Origin of the sequence: Novosphingobium fuchskuhlense (genome assembly GCF_001519075.1) — a bacterium.
GTDB classification, from domain to species: Bacteria; Pseudomonadota; Alphaproteobacteria; order Sphingomonadales; family Sphingomonadaceae; genus Novosphingobium; species Novosphingobium fuchskuhlense.
In genome coordinates this window covers 319,200-338,430 of the sequence record NZ_KQ954244.1, presented here as the reverse complement: position 1 = coordinate 338,430, position 19,231 = coordinate 319,200, and the positions used below count along the sequence as shown (strand labels likewise).

Sequence of the window (19,231 nt, the reverse complement as noted above, 5' to 3'; positions counted from 1 at the left end):
CCTGCGGCAAAAGCGGCGAGCAGAATTTTATGCGACAAGGTTCACCAGCCGATCTGGCACAACGATCACCTTCTTCACTTCAGCCCCGTCTAGCGCACGCTGCACCTTGTCCGATGCGAGAGCAAGCCGTTCGAGTTCTTCGCGGGGGGTACCCTTTGCGACAGTCAGTGTATCGCGCAGCTTGCCCTTTACCTGGACCGCCACGGTAACCTCGTCGTCGATCAGCAGCGCGGGATCGACTTCAGGCCACGAAGCATCGGCGACAAGACCTTCGGCGAAGGCTGAATGGGCCTCTTCGGCAAGGTGCGGCATCATCGGCGCGACGAGCAGCAGCAACGTGCGAACTGCAGCTGTCCGGTCGGCCGACGGCAGGGCCTTTTCAGTCGCGCCGGTCAGTTCGTAGATCCGGGCGACCGCCTTGTTGAAGCTGAGCGCTTCGATATCAAGCGCTACCGCATGGATGGTCTGGTGCGCCTTGCGACGCAGGGGCAGATCTTCACCCGTCGCGCTCGCATCGGCCACTCCGAACAAGCGCCAGAGCCGCTGAACAAACCGCCAGCAGCCTTCGATGCCTGCTTCGGACCACGGCAGGTCGCGCTCGGGCGGGCTGTCGGAGAGCATGAACCAGCGGATCGCATCGGCACCATAGCGCGCAACGATCTCGTCCGGATCGACCACGTTCTTTTTGGACTTCGACATCTTGATTACGCGGCCAACCTCGACCCGCGCACCATCGGTCTTGAGCGTCGCACCGTCCGCCGTGCGTTCGACTTCACTGGGCGAGAAGAACACTGGTTGGCCGTTTTCGGGGTTGCGCCGTTCGTAGGTCTCGTGCGTTACCATGCCTTGCGTGAACAGGCTGGCGAAGGGTTCCTTCACCTCGAGCTTGCCGATGCGGGCGAGTGCCCGGGTCCAGAACCGGGCGTAGAGCAGGTGCAGGATCGCGTGCTCGATACCTCCGATATACTGCTCCACCGGCAGCCACTTCCTGATCGCCTCCGCGTCGAAGGGGGCGTCTCCCGGCTGGCTTGCGAAGCGCAGGAAGTACCAAGAAGAATCAACGAATGTGTCGAGCGTATCCGTCTCGCGCTGTGCGGGCTGGCCGCACATCGGGCAATCGACATGTTTCCACGTCGGGTGGCGCTCGAGCGGATTGCCTGGCACGTCAAAGGTGACGTCCTCGGGCAGTATTACTGGCAGCTGCGCCTTGGGTACCGGCACGACGCCGCAACCCTGGCAGTGAATGAATGGGATCGGCGTGCCCCAGTAGCGCTGGCGGCTGACGCCCCAGTCGCGCAGGCGCCATACGGTCTTGCCCTCGCCCCAGCCTTCCGCCTCGGCGCGCGCAATTACTGCGGCCTTGGCGTCGGTCACATCCATCCCGTCGAGGAAGCGCGAATTCACGATGCGGCCTGGCCCGGTGTAGGCTTCGGTGCCCTCGAACAACGGGGCGATGCTGTCGCCCTCCGCCACCACACGCGTGACCGGCAGTCCGTATTTGCGCGCGAAATCAAGGTCGCGCTGGTCGTGCGCCGGACAGCCAAACACGGCGCCGGTTCCGTAATCCATCAGCACGAAGTTGGCGATGTAGAGCGGCAGAGACCACGTCGGATCCAGCGGGTGGACGACCTTGAAGCCGGTATCGAAGCCCAGTTTCTCGGCGGTCTCAAGCTCCGCAGCGGTCGTCCCGCCCTGTTTGCACTTCGCAATGAAGGCTTCGGCCTCGGCCGAGCGCGACGCAATGGCCTGCGCGATGGGATGGTCCGCCGCGATGGCGACGAAGCTCGCACCGAACAGCGTATCTGGCCGAGTCGAATAGACCTCAACCGGTTCCGCCAGCGGGGCTAGCGGCGCGAAACGGAATTGCAGGCCCTGGCTCTTGCCGATCCAGTTTTCCTGCATCGTCCGCACTTTCTCGGGCCACTTGTCGAGGCCGGAGAGGCCCTCAAGCAACTCATCGGCGAACTCTGTGATCCTGAGGAACCACTGGCTCAGCTTGCGCTTCTCGACTGGAGCGCCCGAACGCCAGCCGCGCCCGTCGATGACTTGCTCGTTGGCTAGTACGGTCATGTCCACCGGGTCCCAGTTGACCGTGGACTCCTTTCTATAGACGAGGCCTGCTGCATAGAGATCGAGGAACAGTGCCTGTTCGTGGCCATAATAGTCAGGCTCGCAAGTCGCCAGCTCACGGCTCCAGTCGAGCGCAAAGCCGAGGCGCTTCAGCTGTGCCTTCATGTTGGCGATGTTGGCGCGGGTCCAGCCGCCGGGATGGACGCCCTTCTCCATCGCAGCATTCTCGGCGGGCATGCCAAAGGCGTCCCAGCCCATCGGATGCAACACCTCAAATCCGCGCATGCGCTTGTAGCGCGCGAGGACGTCACCCATCGTGTAGTTGCGCACATGGCCGATATGGATGCGCCCCGAGGGATAGGGAAACATCTCAAGCACATAACTGCGCGGCTTCAGTGAGGTGTCGTCAGCCCGGAAGGTCTGGCGCTCGTCCCAGGCTTGCTGCCAGCGCAGATCGGCGGTGGCAGGGGCGAAACGGTTGGGTTCGGGTCGGTCGGCGGTCATGCCGCCCCCTCTAGGGAGCGGCGCGAACCGGTGCAACTGTCAGGCGATGGCAAACGTGCCTGGAATCAGCCCTTGACCAGCGTCTGGCGCCGCAGATCGCGCGCCTTGGTCAGAATAATATCTTCCAGCTTTTGCACAGTGGCTGCCTGAACCGGGGCATCGACCCAGTTGCCGCCCTGACTTACCTGACGGCTTGCTGCGAGGCGCAATGCGTCAGCGCGCAGGTCCTGATCGAGAATCGAGACCGTCAGCTTCATGCGCTCACCCGGATTGCGCGGGTTGGCATACCAGTCGGTGACGACCACGCCACCATTGCTGTCAGTCTGCACAAGAGGCATGAACGAGAGCGTTTCCAGCGTGGCGCGCCACAGATAGGCGTTGACACCGATCGTCGTCACCTTGCTGGCGGCCAGATCGAGTTTGGGTCGTGCCTTCTGCGAGCAGCCCGCCACCAAGCCAGTCGCTGCAAGGGCAAGCACGGCGGTTGCAAGACCCCGGGCGAACGTGCTGAAAATACGGGGGTGTGTCGTCACTTGCGTACTGTCCTTGACTGGCGGGTTTCCGCGCGGCCGCGCCGCTCGAACTGCCGATGAATTCCGCGCCGGTCGCGCGATATAAGAACGGGCTCTATCACCCCGGCGCCGCGCGCTGCAAGGGCCATCCAGCGAACTTGACGCACCGGCACTGCCCAACTGCGGCTCGCGCACCATGCAAGCCTGTGGGCTGTGCGCAACAGGTTTTGCGTGTCCGGTGTGGAAATGATCGGAAAATCGTTATGTGACTGGAAATTATCGCAGGGCCACCGTATGCCTTGCGTACAGAGTCGAAACATTTGGAGCCGCGGGGAATTTATGTTCCCGAGGTTCCACAGCAAGAAAGTCAATGCTGGCCATGAGTGGGAAGGCAGTCAAGGGAGGCAAGTCGCGCGGTTCGCTCCGCACGCGTGCGCTGCCTTTGATTGGCTGCGCGCTAATTGGCTTGGCGGCGGCGCCTGCGCTTGCCGGTGCGATCTCCCTTGGTTTTGATAATGTTCCTGTCAGCCTTTCAGCGCGTGGTGGGGTCGGTTCGTTCACGCCCGCGTCGATTGATCAGCAGCTTGTGTCGCAACTCGCCGCCCAGATCGAAGGCCACAAGCCAGGGCACGTCCGCCTGTTCCGTTTTACGCCTGCCGGCATGGACAACCGCCCTGATCGTGCAGTGACGGTCGCCGTTCGCGTCGGTGAGGTTGGTTCGCAAAATCTTGTGGTGCGGACTGCAGTTGCGGGTGGTTCGCCCGGTGCCGCGCCGATCCGTATTGCGCCGACGGTTTATAACCTTGGCCTTGCCCGTGGTTACCAGAGCTTCGCAGCTACGCCTGGTTTTGTCCGTGAAAGCCCGCGGATGGATATTCAGCGGCTCGAGATGCCTGATCTGCGTGCGATCGGACGTAGCAAGGATAGCTTCGCTGCTTCATCAGCGAGCGCCCCCGCGCGGCTTGCTCCCCGGATTGAACTTGATACGCGTGACCGTATGGGGCATGCGCCGCGCACTTTCGAAGGCCAGGCCGATTATCAGGTTGATCTGGGTGGCAGCTATAGCCTGACGCGCAACCTCGATGTTACCGCAGGTGTTCGTTATTCGCCCGAGCGTGATCGCCTCCGTCCTTTGACCGACGGCAAGAAGGATAGCCAGGCGGTCTATGTCGGGACCCAGTTCCGGTTCTGAATTCCTTCTAACTTTAGTCGGTGCGGTGCAGTCATTTGAGTGTGCCCTAACCGCTTGTCCGTCAGCAGCCTTGCCGTTACGCTCTTCCACATAGACTGGCGAGGGAGATGAGGATGACGCGCGTTGCAGTGGTGACCGGGGGTACCCGGGGTATCGGTGAAGCCATTTCCCTCGCTCTCCAGGCGCAAGGCCGCACGGTTGTTGCCAACTACGGAGGTAACGATGAGAGGGCGCGCGCCTTTACGGAGCGCACCGGGATCAAGGCCTATCGCTGGGATGTCGGCGACCACGAGGCAACCCTTACCAGGTGCGCGCAGATTGCCGAAGAAGTCGGCCCGATCGACATCGTCGTCAACAACGCCGGCATCACGCGCGATGGTGTGCTCCACAAGATGAGCTTCGAAGACTGGAACGAAGTGATGCGCATCAATCTCGGCGGTTGCTTCAATATGGCGAAGGCCACGTTCCCGGGGATGCGAGAACGCGGCTGGGGTCGCATCGTCAACATCGGCTCGATCAATGGTCAGGCAGGCCAGTATGGTCAGGTCAACTATGCCGCTGCGAAATCCGGGATTCACGGCTTCACCAAGGCGCTGGCGCAGGAAGGTGCCAAGTATGGGGTCACCGTGAATGCGATCGCGCCGGGCTATATCGACACCGACATGGTCGCCGCCGTGCCAGCGCCGGTGCTGGAGAAGATCGTCGCCAAGATCCCGGTCGGCCGCCTCGGCCAGGCCGACGAGATTGCGCGCGGCGTGGCGTTCCTGACTTCTGAAGACGGCGCTTTCGTCACTGGCTCGACCATGAGCATCAACGGCGGCCAGCACATGTATTGATCTGCAAGGCCCGCCGCGCAATGCGGCGGGCCTGCCTTTCGGGATCAGCCGATGTAGATCCCCGACACTTTCCAGACTCCGTCTTCGCGCACGAGCGTCAGCAGTTCAGAGCCTTCTGGATGATTGGCGTAACGGGCGCGGAACTTGACCACCACGTTGCCGTCGGGCGGCGCAGGCGTTTGCTCGGCCGAGAGCAGCTCGCGACTGCTGGCCGGTCCGAACTTGCCGTGCACACCAAGCGCGGCCTTTGTCCAACCGTCGAGCGTATTGCTGGTGCGGAAGGCGCGGGTGGTAAGATCATAGCTTGTCGTCCAGTCCCGCGCATCGACAAGTTCCAGCCAGTGGCGTGCGGCGGCGACGGCTTCGGTTTCGGCGGTGCTGTGCGGCGCTGCGTTGGCAGCGGCAAACGTCGGCTGCGGAATCGGATCGGTACCGCCGGCGGCGACAAGTGCACCGGCGAGAGTCAGGCTCAAGAACATGGCAATTCCTCCTGCAATCCAGCCGGGACGGCCCCGACGGCCGCTGTCCTGGGCTGGTGGATCAGACGGTTGCGCCTGATCGATCACGCCCACAGCCCCCAAAGCCTTGTCCCCGAGCGATTCGGGGGCCTGTCCTTCGATCTCGTGCAACAGGCGCGCAGCTTCGCGACTGCTCGAAACGGCGAGCTTGCGGCGCGCTTCCCGCAGGCGTTCGTTGACCGTGTGCACAGATAACCCGAAGTGGCGAGCCATCGACTTGGCGTCATGGCCGGCCAGCAGCAGTCGCAGCGTCTCTTTTTCCTTTTCGCTCAGCGCCTGGTATTTGCCGGTCATGCACCAGCTGTAGGATCCGTCCAACTTGCGGGCCACCCCGAATTTCTCGTACCCTGTCCGAATGAACTCGCCCTATCACCCTCCGGTCAAGCGCTCGGTCGAGATCGCGGGGCACAAGACCTCGATCAGCCTCGAGCCGCTGTTCTGGGACATGCTACGGGGCGTTGCGGAAGACGAGGGCGTGCCGATCAACGCTCTGGTGGCGCGGATCGATGCGGAGCGCATCCGCGCCGAAACGCCACCAGGTCTCGCCGGGGCGATCCGGCTCTGGCTGGCGGCGCGTGCGCTAGAAGGCTGAGAAGGCCAGACCCGCCGCTGCGGACAGGGCGAGGGTTGGCATGATCCCGCACTTCAGAGGGAAGAGCAGGAGCGCTGCGCCGGCAGCAATCACGGTCGCTCGCCAATCAAGGCTGGAGAGCACGGGCAGACCTGCCACCGAAACGCTGCGGAACAGCACGTGAAGCGCGAACCATAGCGCGAGATTGGCGATCAAGCCGCCGATTGCGGCCGTTATCGCCGCAAGTGCGCCCTGAAGACGCTCGGCCCGCTCCAACCGCTCCATCCATGGTGCGCAGGCGAAGATCCACAGAAAACATGGTGCAAATGTGACCCACGTCGTCAGGCCCGCACCGAGGAGGCCAGCCGCATGCGACGAGAGACTGCCCGGATGGCTCCCAGCGGCGATAAAGCCTGCGAACTGCGTTGCCATGATTAGCGGGCCGGGGGTTGTCTCGGCGAGGAAGAGGCCGTCGGCCATCTCGCCGGGCGACAACCAGCCAAATCCGCCGACGGCTTCCTGTGTCATGTCGGCGAGCACCGCACAGGCTCCTCCGAAGGTCACGACGGCGATGCGAGAGAAAAAAAGGCCGATCTGCCACAGCACGTGGTCTGGACCGAGTGCGACCAATACCATCACGAGCGGCAGCGCCCAGATGAGGAGCCACAGTGCGACGGTTCGGACGGGCAGAGCGGCAAGCGCGCCCGCCGCCGGAAGCGGGCCATGTCCAGACGCGGCATGATGCACGCCGAGCCACTGCGCGACTACTTGGCAGCTGCTGCCCCGATCAGGCCAGCACCGAGGATCACCGGCGGGAAGAGCGTGTGCAGCAGGCCCAGGCACGTGCGGCCAGTACCCGCCAACGCCAGCTTGAAGCGGGTTCCCAGTGCCCGCCGCGCGACCCGCGTCAGCTCCGCCAGCATCGGCGTAGCCATCAGTCGCCGCCGACGCGCTCCACGTCCGCACCGATCAGTGCGAACTTCTCCTCAAGCCGCTCGTAGCCGCGGTCGAGGTGATAGAGCCGGTGCACGGTCGTTTCGCCTTCTGCGGCAAGCCCCGCGATCACGAGGCTCATGGAAGCTCGCAGATCTGTGGCCATGACCTGGGCTCCGGTGAGGCGATCAACACCGTGGACGATCGCCGTGCGGCCCTTTGTCTCGATATGTGCGCCCATCCGGTTGAGTTCGGGCACGTGCATATAGCGGTTTTCAAAGATCGTCTCGGTCAGGACACTCGAGCCGTTGGCTAGGCACAGCATCGCCATGAGCTGTGCCTGCATATCGGTTGCAAGGCCCGGATAGGGAGCGGTGGAGAGGGTGACCGGGCGCAGCTGCCCATCGCTTGCGACACGGATGCCTCCGCGCACTTGTTCAACCAACACTCCCGCATCATGCAGCGCCTGGATCGTCGCAGCCATGTCTTCCGCGCGTGCGCCCGCGAGGGTGATGTCGCCTCCGGTGATGGCCGCAGCGCAGGCATAGCTGCCGGCTTCGATGCGGTCAGGCATGACCATGTAGGTCGCCCCGTGCAGGCGGGAAACGCCATGAATGGTGAGATCGGATGTGCCGATGCCTTCGATCTGCGCGCCCATGGCGACAAGCAGATTGCACAGATCGACTATCTCGGGCTCGCGCGCGGCGTTGTGAAGAGTGCTGGTGCCTTGTGCGAGCACCGCTGCCATCAAGGCGTTCTCTGTCGCGCCGACCGAGACGACGGGGAAGCTGTAGGCACCACCCGGCAATCCCCCATCCGGCGCGATGGCGCGAACATATCCGGCGGCGAGTTCGATATGGGCGCCGAATGCCTCAAGTGCTTTGAGATGGAGGTCGATCGGACGATTGCCGATTGCACAGCCCCCAGGCAGCGAAACTGTGGCCTCTCCTGCGCGCGCCAGTAGAGGTCCGAGCACTAGGATTGAGGCGCGCATCTTGCGAACCAGGTCGTAGGGCGCGACGGTCGAAGTTAGCCGGGTGGCCTGCAAGGTCATCACTCGGCCGAAATCCTCCGGCCTTGCCCCGGCGATCGAAGTGGAGACGCCGAACTGGTTCAGCAGATGCTGGAAGCCGTCGATGTCGGCAAGACGGGGCAGGTTGCGCAAGGTGACCGGCTCTTCGGTCAGAAGCGCACATGGCAGAAGGGTCAAGGCGGCGTTCTTGGCGCCAGAGACTGGAACCGTGCCGGAAAGGCGATTGCCGCCGCGAATAATGATCTTGTCCATCGCGGTCGTTTAGCTTGTTTGCCATGCGGCGCAACAGGGTCGAAATGATGGCGCAACAGGCCTACGTTATGTCACAGTGCAACCGGGGACAAAGCCCGACCGGATATCGAGGGGACAATACACCAAATGACCGTCAGCACCGCTTGGCAGGCGCTTCGCAAGCCTATCCGCAAAGCAGTCTTTCCCGTTGCGGGCATGGGCACGCGCTTTCTTCCCGCGACGAAGGCGATTCCCAAGGAAATGCTGCCGATCATCGACCGCCCCCTGATCCAGTACGCGGTGGACGAAGCGCGCGAGGCAGGCATTGAACAGCTCATCTTCGTGACCGGCCGCGGCAAGACCGCGATCGTCGAGCATTTCGACACGGCATTCGAACTCGAACGCACGCTCAGCGATCGTGGCAAGGATCTCTCGATTCTCGATCCGACCCGCATCCTTCCAGGCAATCTTGTGACTGTCCGTCAGCAGGTTCCGATGGGTCTCGGTCACGCGATCTGGTGCGCGCGCGCGATCGTTGGCGACGAGCCGTTCGCTATTTTCCTGCCGGACGAATTGATGATCGGCACGCCTGGCTGCATGAAGGAAATGGTCGATGCCTACAATGAAGTGGGGGGCAATCTGATCAGTGTGCTCGAAGTACCGGAAGAGGAGGTTTCCAGCTACGGTGTGATCGCTCCTGGCGCGCGGGTTTCGGACAAGCTCACCGAAGTCACCGGACTGGTCGAGAAGCCGAAGCGCGAGAACGCACCCTCAAATCTCATCATTTCCGGGCGCTATATTCTGCAACCGGAAGTGATGCGCACCCTGGAAGGCCAGGAAAAGGGAGCAGGCGGTGAAATCCAGTTGACCGATGCGATGGCCCGGATGATCGGTAGCCAGCCGTTCCACGCAGTGACCTTTACCGGCCGACGCTTCGACTGTGGCAGCAAGGCTGGCTTCGTCGAGGCGACGCTTGCGCTTGCGCTTGAACGGCCCGACATGGCGGACGACGTTCGCGCCATCATGCGCCGACTGCTAGCCCAATAACAGTTAGGTTCAGGACGCCTTCCACCGCAGCGGGAGGCGCTTGAGCCCGCCTACGAAGGTCGACTTGGCCCGCGCCGGGTCTCCGGCGAGCTCCACGCTCTCCAACCGGTCAAGCAGTACCTCGAACAGGATGCGCATCTCGAGTCGCGCGAGATGAAGGCCTAGGCACTGGTGGGCGCCGGCCCCGAAGGCTAGATGGCGATTGCCCTCGCGCGCCGCGTCGAACCGCCGCGGATCGCGGAACTGCGCCGGATCGTGATTGGCTGCCACGTAGTTGAGCATCAGCCAATCGTCCTTGGCGATCTTCTGCCCGCCAAGCTCGGTATCTGCTGCAGCGGTGCGCATGAAGTGCTGCACCGGCGTGGTCCATCGGATCGCTTCTTCGACAATGCCAGCCAGCAGACTGCGATCAGCCTTGACGCGAGCGAACTGCGCGGGATCACGTGCGAGGGCGAGCATCGCTCCCGCGGTCGAGGCACTAGTGGTGTCGTGCCCGGCGCTCGCTGTGATGATGTAGTAGCCGGCGGTGACAACGTCATCGAGCGGCTCGCCGTCGATCGTGCCGTTAGCGATCACGGTTGCCACATCATCCGTAGGGTTCTTGCGACGTTCTGCCGCGAGAGCGGCGAAGTAGGCCTCGAAGTCCCTGACCGCGCCGGCAACGATCTGGGTTATCATCTCGGGCGGCAAGTCCTTGATGCCCGACTGGTTGAGATCCTCATCCTGCCCGCCGAACATCTGCTGGGTCAGGACCAGCATGCGCTGCTCGTCCTCCTCCGGTACGCCTAGGATCTGCATCACGACATGGAGCGGGTAGGGAGAGGAGACCAGCTTTGTGAAATCGCCCTCACCGTCCGCCGCCAGCAGGCGGTCGACGGTCGCTTCGGCAATCTTTCGGGTGCGCTCCTCGATCGTACGCAGGTTCTTCGGCATGAACCAGTCCTGCGTAAGTCGCCGTAGCTTGGGGTGCAGCGGCGCATCAAGCTGGACCAGCGACTGTACGAGGTGCGGGCTGCCCCCGGTAATCGCCCGGGCCAGCACATCGGTGCTGCGCAACGTGAAAACGGTCGGCTTCGGGTGGTTGAGGAAGGTCGCGTTGTCCTTGCTCGCAGCCATGACTTCATCGAACCCGCTCACCAGCCAGAACGGTTCGTGGAGATCTGCAGACGACACGACCTGTGCGACCTGCAGACCTTCCTCGCGCAGCGTATCGAACTGGTCGAGCAGTGGATCCCACGCAGCATAGGCGGCGGGATCTATCACGGCCCGGCCGATTTCCTCTGGAACGACGCGGTCAGCAGTAGCGGCCATGGTGAGGGTCCTTGATAATGGGAATCAGGCGGCAGAGGCTGCTGCGGCTTTGTACTCGTCGCGCAGCAGGCGCTTGAACAGCTTGCCGGTCGGCTCGCGCGGCAGCTCCGCGCGGAAATCGATCTGGCGGGGCAGTTTCACGCGGCTAAGCTGGGGGGCGAGCCAGGCGGTGAGTTCCTCGGACAGTTCGGGGCCCGCTTCGCTGATGTCATGCGGTTTCACAACGGCGACAACACGCTCGCCCATATCAGCATCGGGGGCGCCGATAACCGCCACATCGGCCACTTTCGGATGGGTGATCAGGAGGTTCTCGATCTCCTGCGGGTAGATGTTGACCCCGCCCGAGATGATCATGAAGCTCTTGCGGTCGGTGAGGAACAGGTAGCCGTCCTCGTCTTCCCAGCCCACATCGCCAAGGCTGGTCCAGCCATGCTTGTTCGTGGCATCGCGCGTCTTGTCCGGATCGTTGTGATAGGCAAATGGATTGCCACCCTCGAAGAAGACCTGACCCTCGGTGCCCCGCGGCACTTCATCGCCGTTTTCGTCGCAGATGCGGATCGTGCCGAGCAGCGCGCGGCCGACTGAGCCGGGTCGCGCCAGCCATTCCGGGCTCGAGATGAAGGTGAAGCCGTTGCCCTCGGTGCCGGCGTAGTACTCGTTGAGCACCGGCCCCCACCATTCGATCATCGCGCGCTTCACCGGTACAGGGCAGGGCGCGGCCGCATGGATCGCGCCGCGGAGCGACGAAAGATCGTAGCGCGCGCGGACCTCCTCCGGCAGCTTGAGCATGCGCACGAAGTGCGTTGGCACCCACTGGCTATCGGTAACCTTGTAGCGTTCGATGGCTTCCAGCGCCTTCTCGGCATCGAACTTTTCCATGCAGACGACAGTGCCGCCAAACCGGTGGATCGTCATTGACCAGCGCAGCGGTGCAGCATGATAGAGCGGCGCGGGTGAGAGATAGACCGCATCGGGCCGGATGCCAAACGGTCCGCCAGCGAGCATGATCAGCGAATTGGCACCGCCGATCGCCGGATCTTCAGGGAGGGGTACACGCACGCCCTTGGGCTTGCCGGTGGTGCCTGAGGAATAGAGCATGTCGCAACCGGCACGTTCATCGGCAATGGGCTCGATCGGCATGGCGCCCAGCGCAGCGGCAAGATCATGGTCACCCGATCCACCGAGCCGCAATTGCGGCACTTCGGGTGCCGCTTCGGCCACGGCATCGAGCAGTGGTGTGAGCGTGCCGCTGCCCACGAGGAGCCGGGAGCCGCTGTCGCGCGCAATATAGGCCACCTCGGGCGGAGCAAGGCGCGACGAGATGGCGACATAGACGATGCCGGCACGTTGCGCGCCCCAGCAGAGCGAGAAGAAGACGGGATGATTTTCGAAACACAGTGCGATGGTATCGCCGATCCCGATCCCACGTGCTCGGAGCAACTGGGCGAAGCGGTTGCTCTGCGCTTCCAGCTCACCATAGGTGACCACCTCGCCGCTGCCGGACATGATCACGGCCGGCTTTTCGGGATTGGTCCGCGCGTGGAAACTTGGGTGGTAGTGCATGCGCATCCTCTCAGGATCGGCGGCTCGATCAGGCCGCGTTCGCACTGAGTTTAACCGCTCGATTAAAGTGCGCAACGGGATTCGTCAGCTGTGGCGGTTTCCGGATGCCATAAAAGAAGAAGGCGGCGTTTCCGCCGCCTTCTTCCCATCCTCTCCAAGATGTGGGTGCTGCAGCCGCTCAGCGCACGAATGCGGCCGGCGCATCGCTCTGCGCCAGCACGGTGTCGGTCGCGATGCCGGGGGCAACAGTCTGCATGTAGGGAATAGGATTGACGGCTTCACCGCCAATACGCACTTCGTAGTGAAGGTGAGATCCCGTCGAACGGCCCGTCGAACCGACATAGCCGATCACGTCGCCCTTGCGAACGTGCTGGCCTTCGGCAACGGCGATGCGGGACATGTGGCCGTAACGGGTTTCCATGCTTCCGCCATGCTCAAGCTCGACAAAGAGGCCATAGCCGCCAAACCAGTCAGCCTTGCCAACCACCCCATCAGCCGAGGCGTGAATCGGGGTGCCGGTGGTGGCGGGAAGATCTATGCCCTTGTGGGCGCGCAGACCGCCGAGCACCGGGTGGACGCGCATGCCAAACCCGCTGCTCATGGCGCGGTTCGATGTAACAGGGACCAGCGAGGGGATCGAAACACCGTTGCTGCGCTGCGACGAAGCGGCTGCGGCAATCTGGGAGCTGCCTTCAAGCGCCTTCCAGCTGGCGAAGAGCTTGTGGAATTCATCATCGGCGGGCGTGGCGGACGTGCCGGTGCGGGCAGCCTCGGCAGCGCGTAGCGGCGCGGCAATATCCGCGGAAGCAGCGCTGTTGGCCATGGCGGGGGCCGAAAAGAAACAGGCGGCGGCACTGATCGAGCCGAGCACCAGTTTCAAAATTCTGTTGTTGAGCATTACGACCCGCTAACCCCTTTTCGCCTTCGGTCCGCAGCATCATCCGTGCAGCTTCGACCAACCGGCAAACCGTTTGAAAGCTGCCAACAACCTGCCGGATCGTTCCGGTCTGCCTGGTAACTTCCCTGAGGCCTAAGCGGAAATCCTTCCCGCAACCCCGACCGAAATCGGTTAGTGGGAAGTGTCTTAATCAGACAACCCCTGTCATCAATTCGTACGATAAACCGGCTGCACGACGCGCCGAGTCGTTGAACGGTGGCTTAACAGCCCCGCGGAAATGCCGCGCGACAAGGGTTCCCCACAGCGCCGGGGGCGATTCTCCGCGTTCATCGCACAGGGCAAGGAAGTAGGTTGTGCCGCAGCGCACATGCCTGATCTCATCGGTCAGGATACGTTCGAGAATGCGCGCCGAGCGTAGGTCTCCCGCAGCCATAAAACGCTCGATAGTTACTGGTGTAACATCCAGTCCGCGCGCTTCCAGCACCATCGGAACCACGGCAAGGCGCGCAGCAAGATCATGAGCCGTCTCTCGCGCCGCATCCCACAGCCCATCATGGGCCGGCAGCGCCCCATAATTCGAACCAAGCGTGAGCAGGCGGCGCGCAAGCAGCGAGAAGTGCATCGCCTCGTCGGCTGCAACATCAAGCCAGTCTGTTACGAATTGCGCGCCGCGTTCGCGGCCGAAACGACCCGCAGCATCGAGCGCCAGGTCGATCGCGACAAACTCGATATGTGCCAGCGCATGGAGCAGCGCGATCCGTCCGCGCTCCGATCCTCCGCGCCCGCGCTTTGGCATAGCATTGGGCGGCAGCAGTTCAGGTCGCGCCGGACGCGCCGGCGCTTCGGGCATGGTCACATCAAATGCAAAGGTCAGCCGTCCGGCTGCCCAGTCCCGCCGAACTGAGCGCGCCGCCATAGCCTTGGCCGCAGGCTGGGCGGTCAGCATCGCCGCCCGAATCGCTGCGGCAACAGAAGGGTAGGTCATCGATCGCTCAGAGCGACCTGGCGGCGGCGAGCACCTCTTCCGCGTGGTCCTTGACCTTCACCTTGGACCAGACCTGCGCGATCTTCCCATCCGTTCCGATCAGGTACGTGGTGCGCTCCATGCCCATGTATGTGCGGCCATACATCGACTTCTCGGTCCATATACCAAGCGCGTCGGACAAGCCGCCTTCCTCGGCATCGGTAGCGAGCGGGGCGGCAAGGCCGTGCTTCTCGATGAACTTGAGGTGCTTCTTCGGCGGATCCTTGCTCACGCCGAGCAGCGCCGTGCCTGCTCCCTCGAACTCGGCAGCCAAAGCCGAGAAGTCCTTGTTCTCGGTCGTGCAGCCCGGCGTGTCGTCCTTTGGATAGAAAAACAGCACCAGCTTGCGGCCGAGAAAATCAGACGGCTTCACGGTGCCGCCCTCGGGTGTGGTCATGGCAACATCCGGCAGCTTAGTGCCCGCGCCGATGGTCTCGCTCATTCAGAAATCTCCAGTTCTTCGCCAAACACGCTGCGCCAGCAGGCTGCGATGTCGCATCGCGCTGCCAGCACGGCCGCTTGCAGTCCCGTCCAGTCGCGAAGGCCGCACGCACGCGCAACGATAACGCGGCTCGCCTCGGGCGGAAAGCGTCCGTCAGGGGCAACCAGACGCACCACAACCAGCAAGCGCGCGAGCAGATCGTGCGCTGCGCGCAAGGGCGGTGTCAGCACGCCGCTGGCAATCAGTCCGTCAAGGGCGCAGCCGAGATCGGGATCAAGCGCTGTGCGCTCGCATAGCTGCAGGTAGTGGACGAGGAATTCCAGATCGACGAGCCCGCCGCGTGCGAGTTTCACATCGAGCGGTCCGCCTGGCGGTTTGTGCAGGGCCATCTCTGCGCGCATCGCGAGCACGTCGGCGCGGAGCTTCTCGGGATCGCGCGGACGGTTCAGTACAGTGGCGATGATGGCCGAGAGCAGGGCGCAATCTGCCGGCTTGCCGAACAAGGGCCGTGCCCGGCACAGCGCCATATGCTCCCAGGTCCAGGCGTCCTCGCGCTGATAGCGCGCGAAACTTTCAAGGCTCACGGCAAGCGGTCCTTGCTCGCCGCTCGGGCGCAGGCGCACGTCGACCTCGTAGAGCGCACCTGCAGCGGTGGGGACAGAAAGTGCTGCGATCACACGTTGTGCGAGGCGATTGTAGTAAAGCGTGCTGCCCAGAGGGCGGGCTCCGTCGGACTCGCCGGTATGATCACCGCTAAATAGAAACACGATATCGAGGTCCGAGGCATGGGTCAGCGCGCCGCCGCCTAGTCGGCCCAGCCCGAGTATCATGAGATCGCTGCCCGAAATCTGGCCGTGTGGACGAACAAACTCGTCGCGCGCTGCCTCGGCGAGAACCGCGATCGCCGCTTCGGCGATCCGCGACAAGGCTGCCGCAACATCGAGCGGATCGCGCCATGCTTTGCCTGCCTGGCTTTCGATCAGCTGGACGCCAAGAGCAAAGCGCCATTCGCCTACCTTGCGGCGTACGGCATCGAGCAGGCACTGGTAGTCATCGCCCGCCTCTCCACAGCGATATTCGGCCGCGAGGTCTTCTGCGCTGCCAGGGAGTTCGAAGGCGCTGTGGTCGATCAGCGTGTCGAGGAGGTCCGAGCGGCGGGCTAGCTCGTCTGCGAGGGTGGGGGCATGGGCAAGTACGCGCATCACCACGCCGAGAAGTGCAGGGCGGGCTTCGAGGAGCTGGAACACGTTGATTGCGCTCGGCAACCCGGCGAGAAGGCCTTCCCAGCGCAGCAGGGCTCGCTCCGGATCGGGCGCAGCGGCGAGCGCGCCGAGCAGAGTGTCGCGCAGGCGCGCGAAGGCCGAGCGGGCTTCTGCGCTGCGCAGAGCGCGGTATTGACCATTGTCCCAGCTTTCTATGCGTGTCGCGAGTGCGCCGGGATCGGCAAAACCGAGTGCCTTCAGTTCCAGTTCTAGTGGGTGGGTCGCGACCGGGACTGCGCCGGTCGGAGCATATGTAGCGATCAGCGTGTCGAAGCGGCTCCCAACGGCATCGGAAATGTGCGCAAGTTCTTCCACGAGCACAGCGCCTGAGGGGAGGCCATCGAGGCGGGCGACCGCCTCCAGCAGGGCCTGATCAGTCGGAAGGCTGTGGGTCTGCTGGTCGGCGATCATCTGGAGGCGGTGCTCCAGCGTGCGCAGTCGGTCGTAACTGGTGCCTAGGAGTTCTGCGTCGCTGGTCGAAACGATGCCGGCTTCTGCCAACGCATCGAGCGCTGCGCGCGTGCCGCGCTGGCGCAGTGCCGGATTGCGACCACCGTGGATCAGCTGGTGTGTCTGGGCAAAGAACTCAACCTCGCGGATGCCGCCGCGTCCGCGCTTCAGGTCGTATCCCGGGCCGACAGACTGTCCACCGGCATAGTGCTCGCGAATGCGGGTTGTGAGGCGCCCGATCTCGGCAATCGCGCCGAAATCAAGGCTGCGGCGCCAAACGAACGGGCGAATGGCATCGAGGAATACCTGGCCCGCCGCGATGTCGCCGGAGGCGGGACGAGCGCGGATGAAGGCGGCGCGCTCCCATGCGAGGGCGCTTGATTCGTAATGCGCCATCGCCGCGGCAAAAGGCAGCGCCAGCGGCGTGACTTCGGCGGCGGGGCGGAGGCGCAAGTCGATGCGAAACACGTAGCCTTCGCTGGTGACGGCGCTCATGAGTTCGACCACGGTACGCGCGATCCGCTGTGCGGTTTCGGCGGGATCGTCGCGCTCCCGGCGGGGCAACAGTTCGGGGTCGTAGAGCAGGATCGGATCGATGTCGGACGAGTAGTTGAGTTCGCCCGCGCCATGCTTTCCCAAAGCAATAGCGGAAAATCCCTGCGGCTGCGCATCTGGCACACGGCGGCGCATGGCGGCCGAAATGGCCGTGTCGAGTGCGCGGTCGGCAAAGACGGAAAGTTCGGTCATGACGCGGGAAAGCGGCAGCGCGCCAGCAAGATCGCCGACTGCGAGGGCCACGGCGAGCGCAAATCGTTCACGGCGCAGCGCGATGCCGGCGTCAGGTTCGTTCGAGCCGGCAGTATGGGCAACTGCAAGGGCTTCCTCGATCCTGCCGGCTTCGAGAATGGCAGCAAGATCGGGCAAGCGGTCGAGACCGCGGCACAGGAACGGCGCTTCCGTGCGGGCGCGGTGGAGGGCACTTGCCCAGTCCGGAGCTGCGGAGCTGGCGGTCATCCTGCTGCGATGCCCGGATGGCCGCGGGCGATCAAGCGCAAGCGTTCGTCTTGTCAGCGGGCAGGGGGTCTGCCACGAGTGCGCGTATGGTCGCACGCGGCGTCTGCAAACATGATGAGAGAATTAGGATGAAGAACAGAAAATCGTTCGTTAGCAAGGTTTTAAACCTGCTGAGCGGTGCTGTTTTAGCCATGCCGCTGGCCGCCGGCCATGCCACGCCTGCGGTCCCCCCGGTAGACGAGGGGCTGATGCGTGACACCATTCGCACGCTGGCTTCGGACGCGTTCGAGGGGCGTGGGCCGGGGACTGCTGTCGAGCCAAAGACACTCGATGCAATTATCGCTCGGTTCGAGGCAGCGGGTCTTCGTCCCGGCAACAAGGGACCGGAGGGCAAACCGACGTGGTTGCAGGACGTCCCGACTGCAACAATCACCGCGATCAACCGCAGCCCGCTTACTATTACGGGCAGCGCACAGACGCTCACCTTCAAACCCTCAACCGATTTCGTGGCGGGCAGCTATCGAATTACGCCGCACACAGCGGTCAAGGATAGTGAACTTGTATTCGTCGGTTATGGAATCAATGCGCCCGAACTGGGCTGGAACGATTACGCCGGCCTCGACATGCATGGGAAGACCGCCGTCATCCTCGTCAACGATCCGGACTATGCACTGGAAGGCGAGAACGGTCTCTTCCGGGGGCGCCGGATGACCTACTACGGCCGCTGGACCTACAAGTTTGAGGAGGCCGCGCGGCAGGGCGCGACCGGGGCGCTCATCATCCATGATACGTTCCCTGCGGCCTACGGCTGGCAGGTGGTCGAATCGAGCTGGTCAGGAGCGCAGCACTTCGTGCAGACCGCGAATGATGGCGCTGATCAGACTGTGGCCAATGGCTGGATCCAGAAGCCGGTTGCCGAAGCGATCCTCAGGGCTGCGGGCAAGGACCTCGCCGTACTGACGGCCGCTGCGCAAGCGAAGGGCTTCAAGCCGGTGCCGTTGGGCCTAAAAGCCAGCCTCAAGTTCGACAACACGATCGAGAAGGCCAACTCGCACAATGTGATCGGCGTGTTACCTGGCAAGACGCGGCCTGATGAATACGTGCTCTACAGCGCGCATTGGGACCACCTCGGCCACTGCAAAGCCGACGCGACGGGTGATGACATTTGCAACGGCGCGGTCGACAACGCGACCGGCGTTGCCGCGCTGGCGGCTCTCGCCAAGATGAACAAGGCAGCGGGCGCCGCCGCGCGCAGCCAGGTGTTCCTTGCTGTTACGCTCGAGGAGTCCGGTCTGCTCGGATCCGAATATTACGCGCAGAACCCGGTCTATCCGCTGGCGAAAACCGTCGGGGGCGTGAACATGGACGCTTTGGCTGTCGGCGGCCCCGCGAAAGACATTACGGTGACCGGCGGTGACAAGTCCGAATTAACCACGATTCTGCGCAAGGTTGAGGGCGATATGGGCCTCAGCGAAGCGCCCGAGGAACATCCCGAGCGCGGGCACTACTACCGTTCGGACCACTTCAGCCTGGCCAAGCGCGGTGTGCCGATGTTCGATCTCGGTCGCGGTACCGATCTCGTGGTGGGCGGCAAGGCTGCAGGCCAGGCTGCTGCGGATGACTACGTCAATGTCCGCTATCACCAGCCTAGCGACCAGTATCAGGAAAGCTGGGACATTTCGGGCATGGTTCAGGATGTGAAGCTGTTTTACCGGCTTGGCCGCGAACTGGCCGACAGCACCGTCTGGCCCAATTGGCACCCGAACGACGAATTCCGCGCCATCCGCGACAAGAGCCTGGCCGAAGCGAAGGGCAAATAA

Annotated in this window: 17 protein-coding genes; 5 read left to right on the top strand and 12 right to left on the bottom strand. The window is 63.4% G+C overall.

The features are described from left to right. Positions 1-27: 27 nt before the first annotated feature. Positions 28-2,574: a leucine--tRNA ligase gene (gene leuS, locus AQZ52_RS01530; protein ID WP_067906194.1), complete on the bottom strand. Its 2,547-nt coding sequence runs from the start codon at positions 2,572-2,574 to the stop codon at positions 28-30. Positions 2,575-2,639: 65 nt separating this feature from the next. Further along, positions 2,640-3,107, bottom strand: coding sequence for a DUF3576 domain-containing protein (locus AQZ52_RS01525; protein ID WP_067906193.1), 468 nt, complete (start codon positions 3,105-3,107; stop codon positions 2,640-2,642). Positions 3,108-3,456: 349 nt separating this feature from the next. Between AQZ52_RS01525 and AQZ52_RS01520 the strand changes: the two genes are divergently transcribed. Both AQZ52_RS01520 and phbB read left to right on the top strand, forming a co-directional pair. Next, positions 3,457-4,278 (top strand): hypothetical protein, encoded by an 822-nt coding sequence (locus AQZ52_RS01520; protein ID WP_067906192.1) that lies wholly within the window; start codon positions 3,457-3,459, stop codon positions 4,276-4,278. Positions 4,279-4,391: 113 nt separating this feature from the next. Next, positions 4,392-5,114, top strand: a complete 723-nt coding sequence (phbB, locus tag AQZ52_RS01515) for an acetoacetyl-CoA reductase (RefSeq protein ID WP_067906191.1) — start codon at positions 4,392-4,394, stop codon at positions 5,112-5,114. Positions 5,115-5,158: 44 nt separating this feature from the next. Here the strand turns inward: phbB and AQZ52_RS01510 are convergent, their stop codons facing one another. Then, entirely contained in the window at positions 5,159-5,926 is a 768-nt protein-coding gene (locus tag AQZ52_RS01510) for a helix-turn-helix domain-containing protein (protein WP_067906190.1), read from the bottom strand. A gap of 61 nt (positions 5,927-5,987) precedes the next feature. On the opposite strand from AQZ52_RS01510, the gene AQZ52_RS01505 reads away from it, so the two are divergent. Then, the gene (locus AQZ52_RS01505) at positions 5,988-6,224 is read left to right on the top strand and encodes a ribbon-helix-helix domain-containing protein (RefSeq protein WP_067906189.1); all 237 of its coding nucleotides are present in this window, start codon (positions 5,988-5,990) and stop codon (positions 6,222-6,224) included. On the opposite strand, the gene AQZ52_RS01500 is transcribed toward AQZ52_RS01505, so the two are convergent. The 3 genes from AQZ52_RS01500 to murA all read right to left on the bottom strand — a co-directional run bounded on the left by AQZ52_RS01500 (position 6,213) and on the right by murA (position 8,421). Continuing rightward, positions 6,213-6,809, bottom strand: a complete 597-nt coding sequence (locus AQZ52_RS01500) for a chromate transporter (RefSeq protein ID WP_240481402.1) — start codon at positions 6,807-6,809, stop codon at positions 6,213-6,215. The two genes, AQZ52_RS01505 and AQZ52_RS01500, sit on opposite strands and share 12 nt — an antisense overlap. A 158-nt stretch (positions 6,810-6,967) precedes the next feature. Beyond that, positions 6,968-7,138: a hypothetical protein gene (locus tag AQZ52_RS18355; protein WP_156424741.1), complete on the bottom strand. Its 171-nt coding sequence runs from the start codon at positions 7,136-7,138 to the stop codon at positions 6,968-6,970. Next, positions 7,138-8,421 carry a UDP-N-acetylglucosamine 1-carboxyvinyltransferase gene (gene murA, locus AQZ52_RS01495; RefSeq protein ID WP_067906187.1) on the bottom strand — a complete coding sequence of 428 codons (1,284 nt, stop codon included), beginning with the start codon at positions 8,419-8,421 and terminating at the stop codon, positions 7,138-7,140. The genes AQZ52_RS18355 and murA overlap by 1 nt, the downstream gene beginning before the upstream one ends. 126 nt (positions 8,422-8,547) lie before the next feature. Between murA and galU the strand changes: the two genes are divergently transcribed. Next, positions 8,548-9,447, top strand: coding sequence for a UTP--glucose-1-phosphate uridylyltransferase GalU (gene galU, locus AQZ52_RS01490; RefSeq protein ID WP_067906186.1), 900 nt, complete (start codon positions 8,548-8,550; stop codon positions 9,445-9,447). 9 nt (positions 9,448-9,456) lie between these two features. Here the strand turns inward: galU and AQZ52_RS01485 are convergent, their stop codons facing one another. From AQZ52_RS01485 to glnE, 6 genes are all read right to left on the bottom strand, one after another. Further along, entirely contained in the window at positions 9,457-10,758 is a 1,302-nt protein-coding gene (locus tag AQZ52_RS01485; protein WP_067906185.1) for a cytochrome P450, read from the bottom strand. Between the two features lie 24 nt (positions 10,759-10,782). After that, positions 10,783-12,321, bottom strand: coding sequence for an acyl-CoA synthetase (locus AQZ52_RS01480; protein WP_067906184.1), 1,539 nt, complete (start codon positions 12,319-12,321; stop codon positions 10,783-10,785). Positions 12,322-12,499: 178 nt separating this feature from the next. Next, positions 12,500-13,219: a M23 family metallopeptidase gene (locus AQZ52_RS01475; RefSeq protein WP_067906183.1), complete on the bottom strand. Its 720-nt coding sequence runs from the start codon at positions 13,217-13,219 to the stop codon at positions 12,500-12,502. A 190-nt stretch (positions 13,220-13,409) separates the two neighbouring features. Next, entirely contained in the window at positions 13,410-14,204 is a 795-nt protein-coding gene (locus tag AQZ52_RS01470; RefSeq protein WP_067906182.1) for a ferritin-like domain-containing protein, read from the bottom strand. A gap of 7 nt (positions 14,205-14,211) precedes the next feature. Then, the gene (locus AQZ52_RS01465) at positions 14,212-14,685 is read right to left on the bottom strand and encodes a peroxiredoxin (protein ID WP_067906181.1); all 474 of its coding nucleotides are present in this window, start codon (positions 14,683-14,685) and stop codon (positions 14,212-14,214) included. After that, positions 14,682-17,411 carry a bifunctional [glutamate--ammonia ligase]-adenylyl-L-tyrosine phosphorylase/[glutamate--ammonia-ligase] adenylyltransferase gene (gene glnE, locus AQZ52_RS01460; protein ID WP_067906180.1) on the bottom strand — a complete coding sequence of 910 codons (2,730 nt, stop codon included), beginning with the start codon at positions 17,409-17,411 and terminating at the stop codon, positions 14,682-14,684. The genes AQZ52_RS01465 and glnE overlap by 4 nt, the downstream gene beginning before the upstream one ends. Positions 17,412-17,539: 128 nt before the next feature. On the opposite strand from glnE, the gene AQZ52_RS01455 reads away from it, so the two are divergent. Further along, entirely contained in the window at positions 17,540-19,231 is a 1,692-nt protein-coding gene (locus tag AQZ52_RS01455) for a M28 family metallopeptidase (RefSeq protein ID WP_082697488.1), read from the top strand.

What these genes read in the sequence shown, in the direction of transcription:
- AQZ52_RS01520 (WP_067906192.1), top strand. Translation starts at nt 3,457, where the DNA reads ATGCTGGCCATGAGTGGGAAGGCAGTCAAGGGAGGCAAGTCGCGCGGT.
- AQZ52_RS01480 (WP_067906184.1), bottom strand. Translation starts at nt 12,321, where the DNA reads ATGCACTACCACCCAAGTTTCCACGCGCGGACCAATCCCGAAAAGCCG.
- AQZ52_RS01485 (WP_067906185.1), bottom strand. Translation starts at nt 10,758, where the DNA reads ATGGCCGCTACTGCTGACCGCGTCGTTCCAGAGGAAATCGGCCGGGCC.
- phbB (WP_067906191.1), top strand. Translation starts at nt 4,392, where the DNA reads ATGACGCGCGTTGCAGTGGTGACCGGGGGTACCCGGGGTATCGGTGAA.
- leuS (WP_067906194.1), bottom strand. Translation starts at nt 2,574, where the DNA reads ATGACCGCCGACCGACCCGAACCCAACCGTTTCGCCCCTGCCACCGCC.
- murA (WP_067906187.1), bottom strand. Translation starts at nt 8,421, where the DNA reads ATGGACAAGATCATTATTCGCGGCGGCAATCGCCTTTCCGGCACGGTT.
- glnE (WP_067906180.1), bottom strand. Translation starts at nt 17,411, where the DNA reads ATGACCGCCAGCTCCGCAGCTCCGGACTGGGCAAGTGCCCTCCACCGC.
- AQZ52_RS01465 (WP_067906181.1), bottom strand. Translation starts at nt 14,685, where the DNA reads ATGAGCGAGACCATCGGCGCGGGCACTAAGCTGCCGGATGTTGCCATG.
- AQZ52_RS01475 (WP_067906183.1), bottom strand. Translation starts at nt 13,219, where the DNA reads ATGCTCAACAACAGAATTTTGAAACTGGTGCTCGGCTCGATCAGTGCC.
- AQZ52_RS01505 (WP_067906189.1), top strand. Translation starts at nt 5,988, where the DNA reads ATGAACTCGCCCTATCACCCTCCGGTCAAGCGCTCGGTCGAGATCGCG.
- AQZ52_RS01470 (WP_067906182.1), bottom strand. Translation starts at nt 14,204, where the DNA reads ATGACCTACCCTTCTGTTGCCGCAGCGATTCGGGCGGCGATGCTGACC.
- AQZ52_RS01455 (WP_082697488.1), top strand. Translation starts at nt 17,540, where the DNA reads ATGAAGAACAGAAAATCGTTCGTTAGCAAGGTTTTAAACCTGCTGAGC.
- galU (WP_067906186.1), top strand. Translation starts at nt 8,548, where the DNA reads ATGACCGTCAGCACCGCTTGGCAGGCGCTTCGCAAGCCTATCCGCAAA.
- AQZ52_RS18355 (WP_156424741.1), bottom strand. Translation starts at nt 7,138, where the DNA reads ATGGCTACGCCGATGCTGGCGGAGCTGACGCGGGTCGCGCGGCGGGCA.
- AQZ52_RS01510 (WP_067906190.1), bottom strand. Translation starts at nt 5,926, where the DNA reads ATGACCGGCAAATACCAGGCGCTGAGCGAAAAGGAAAAAGAGACGCTG.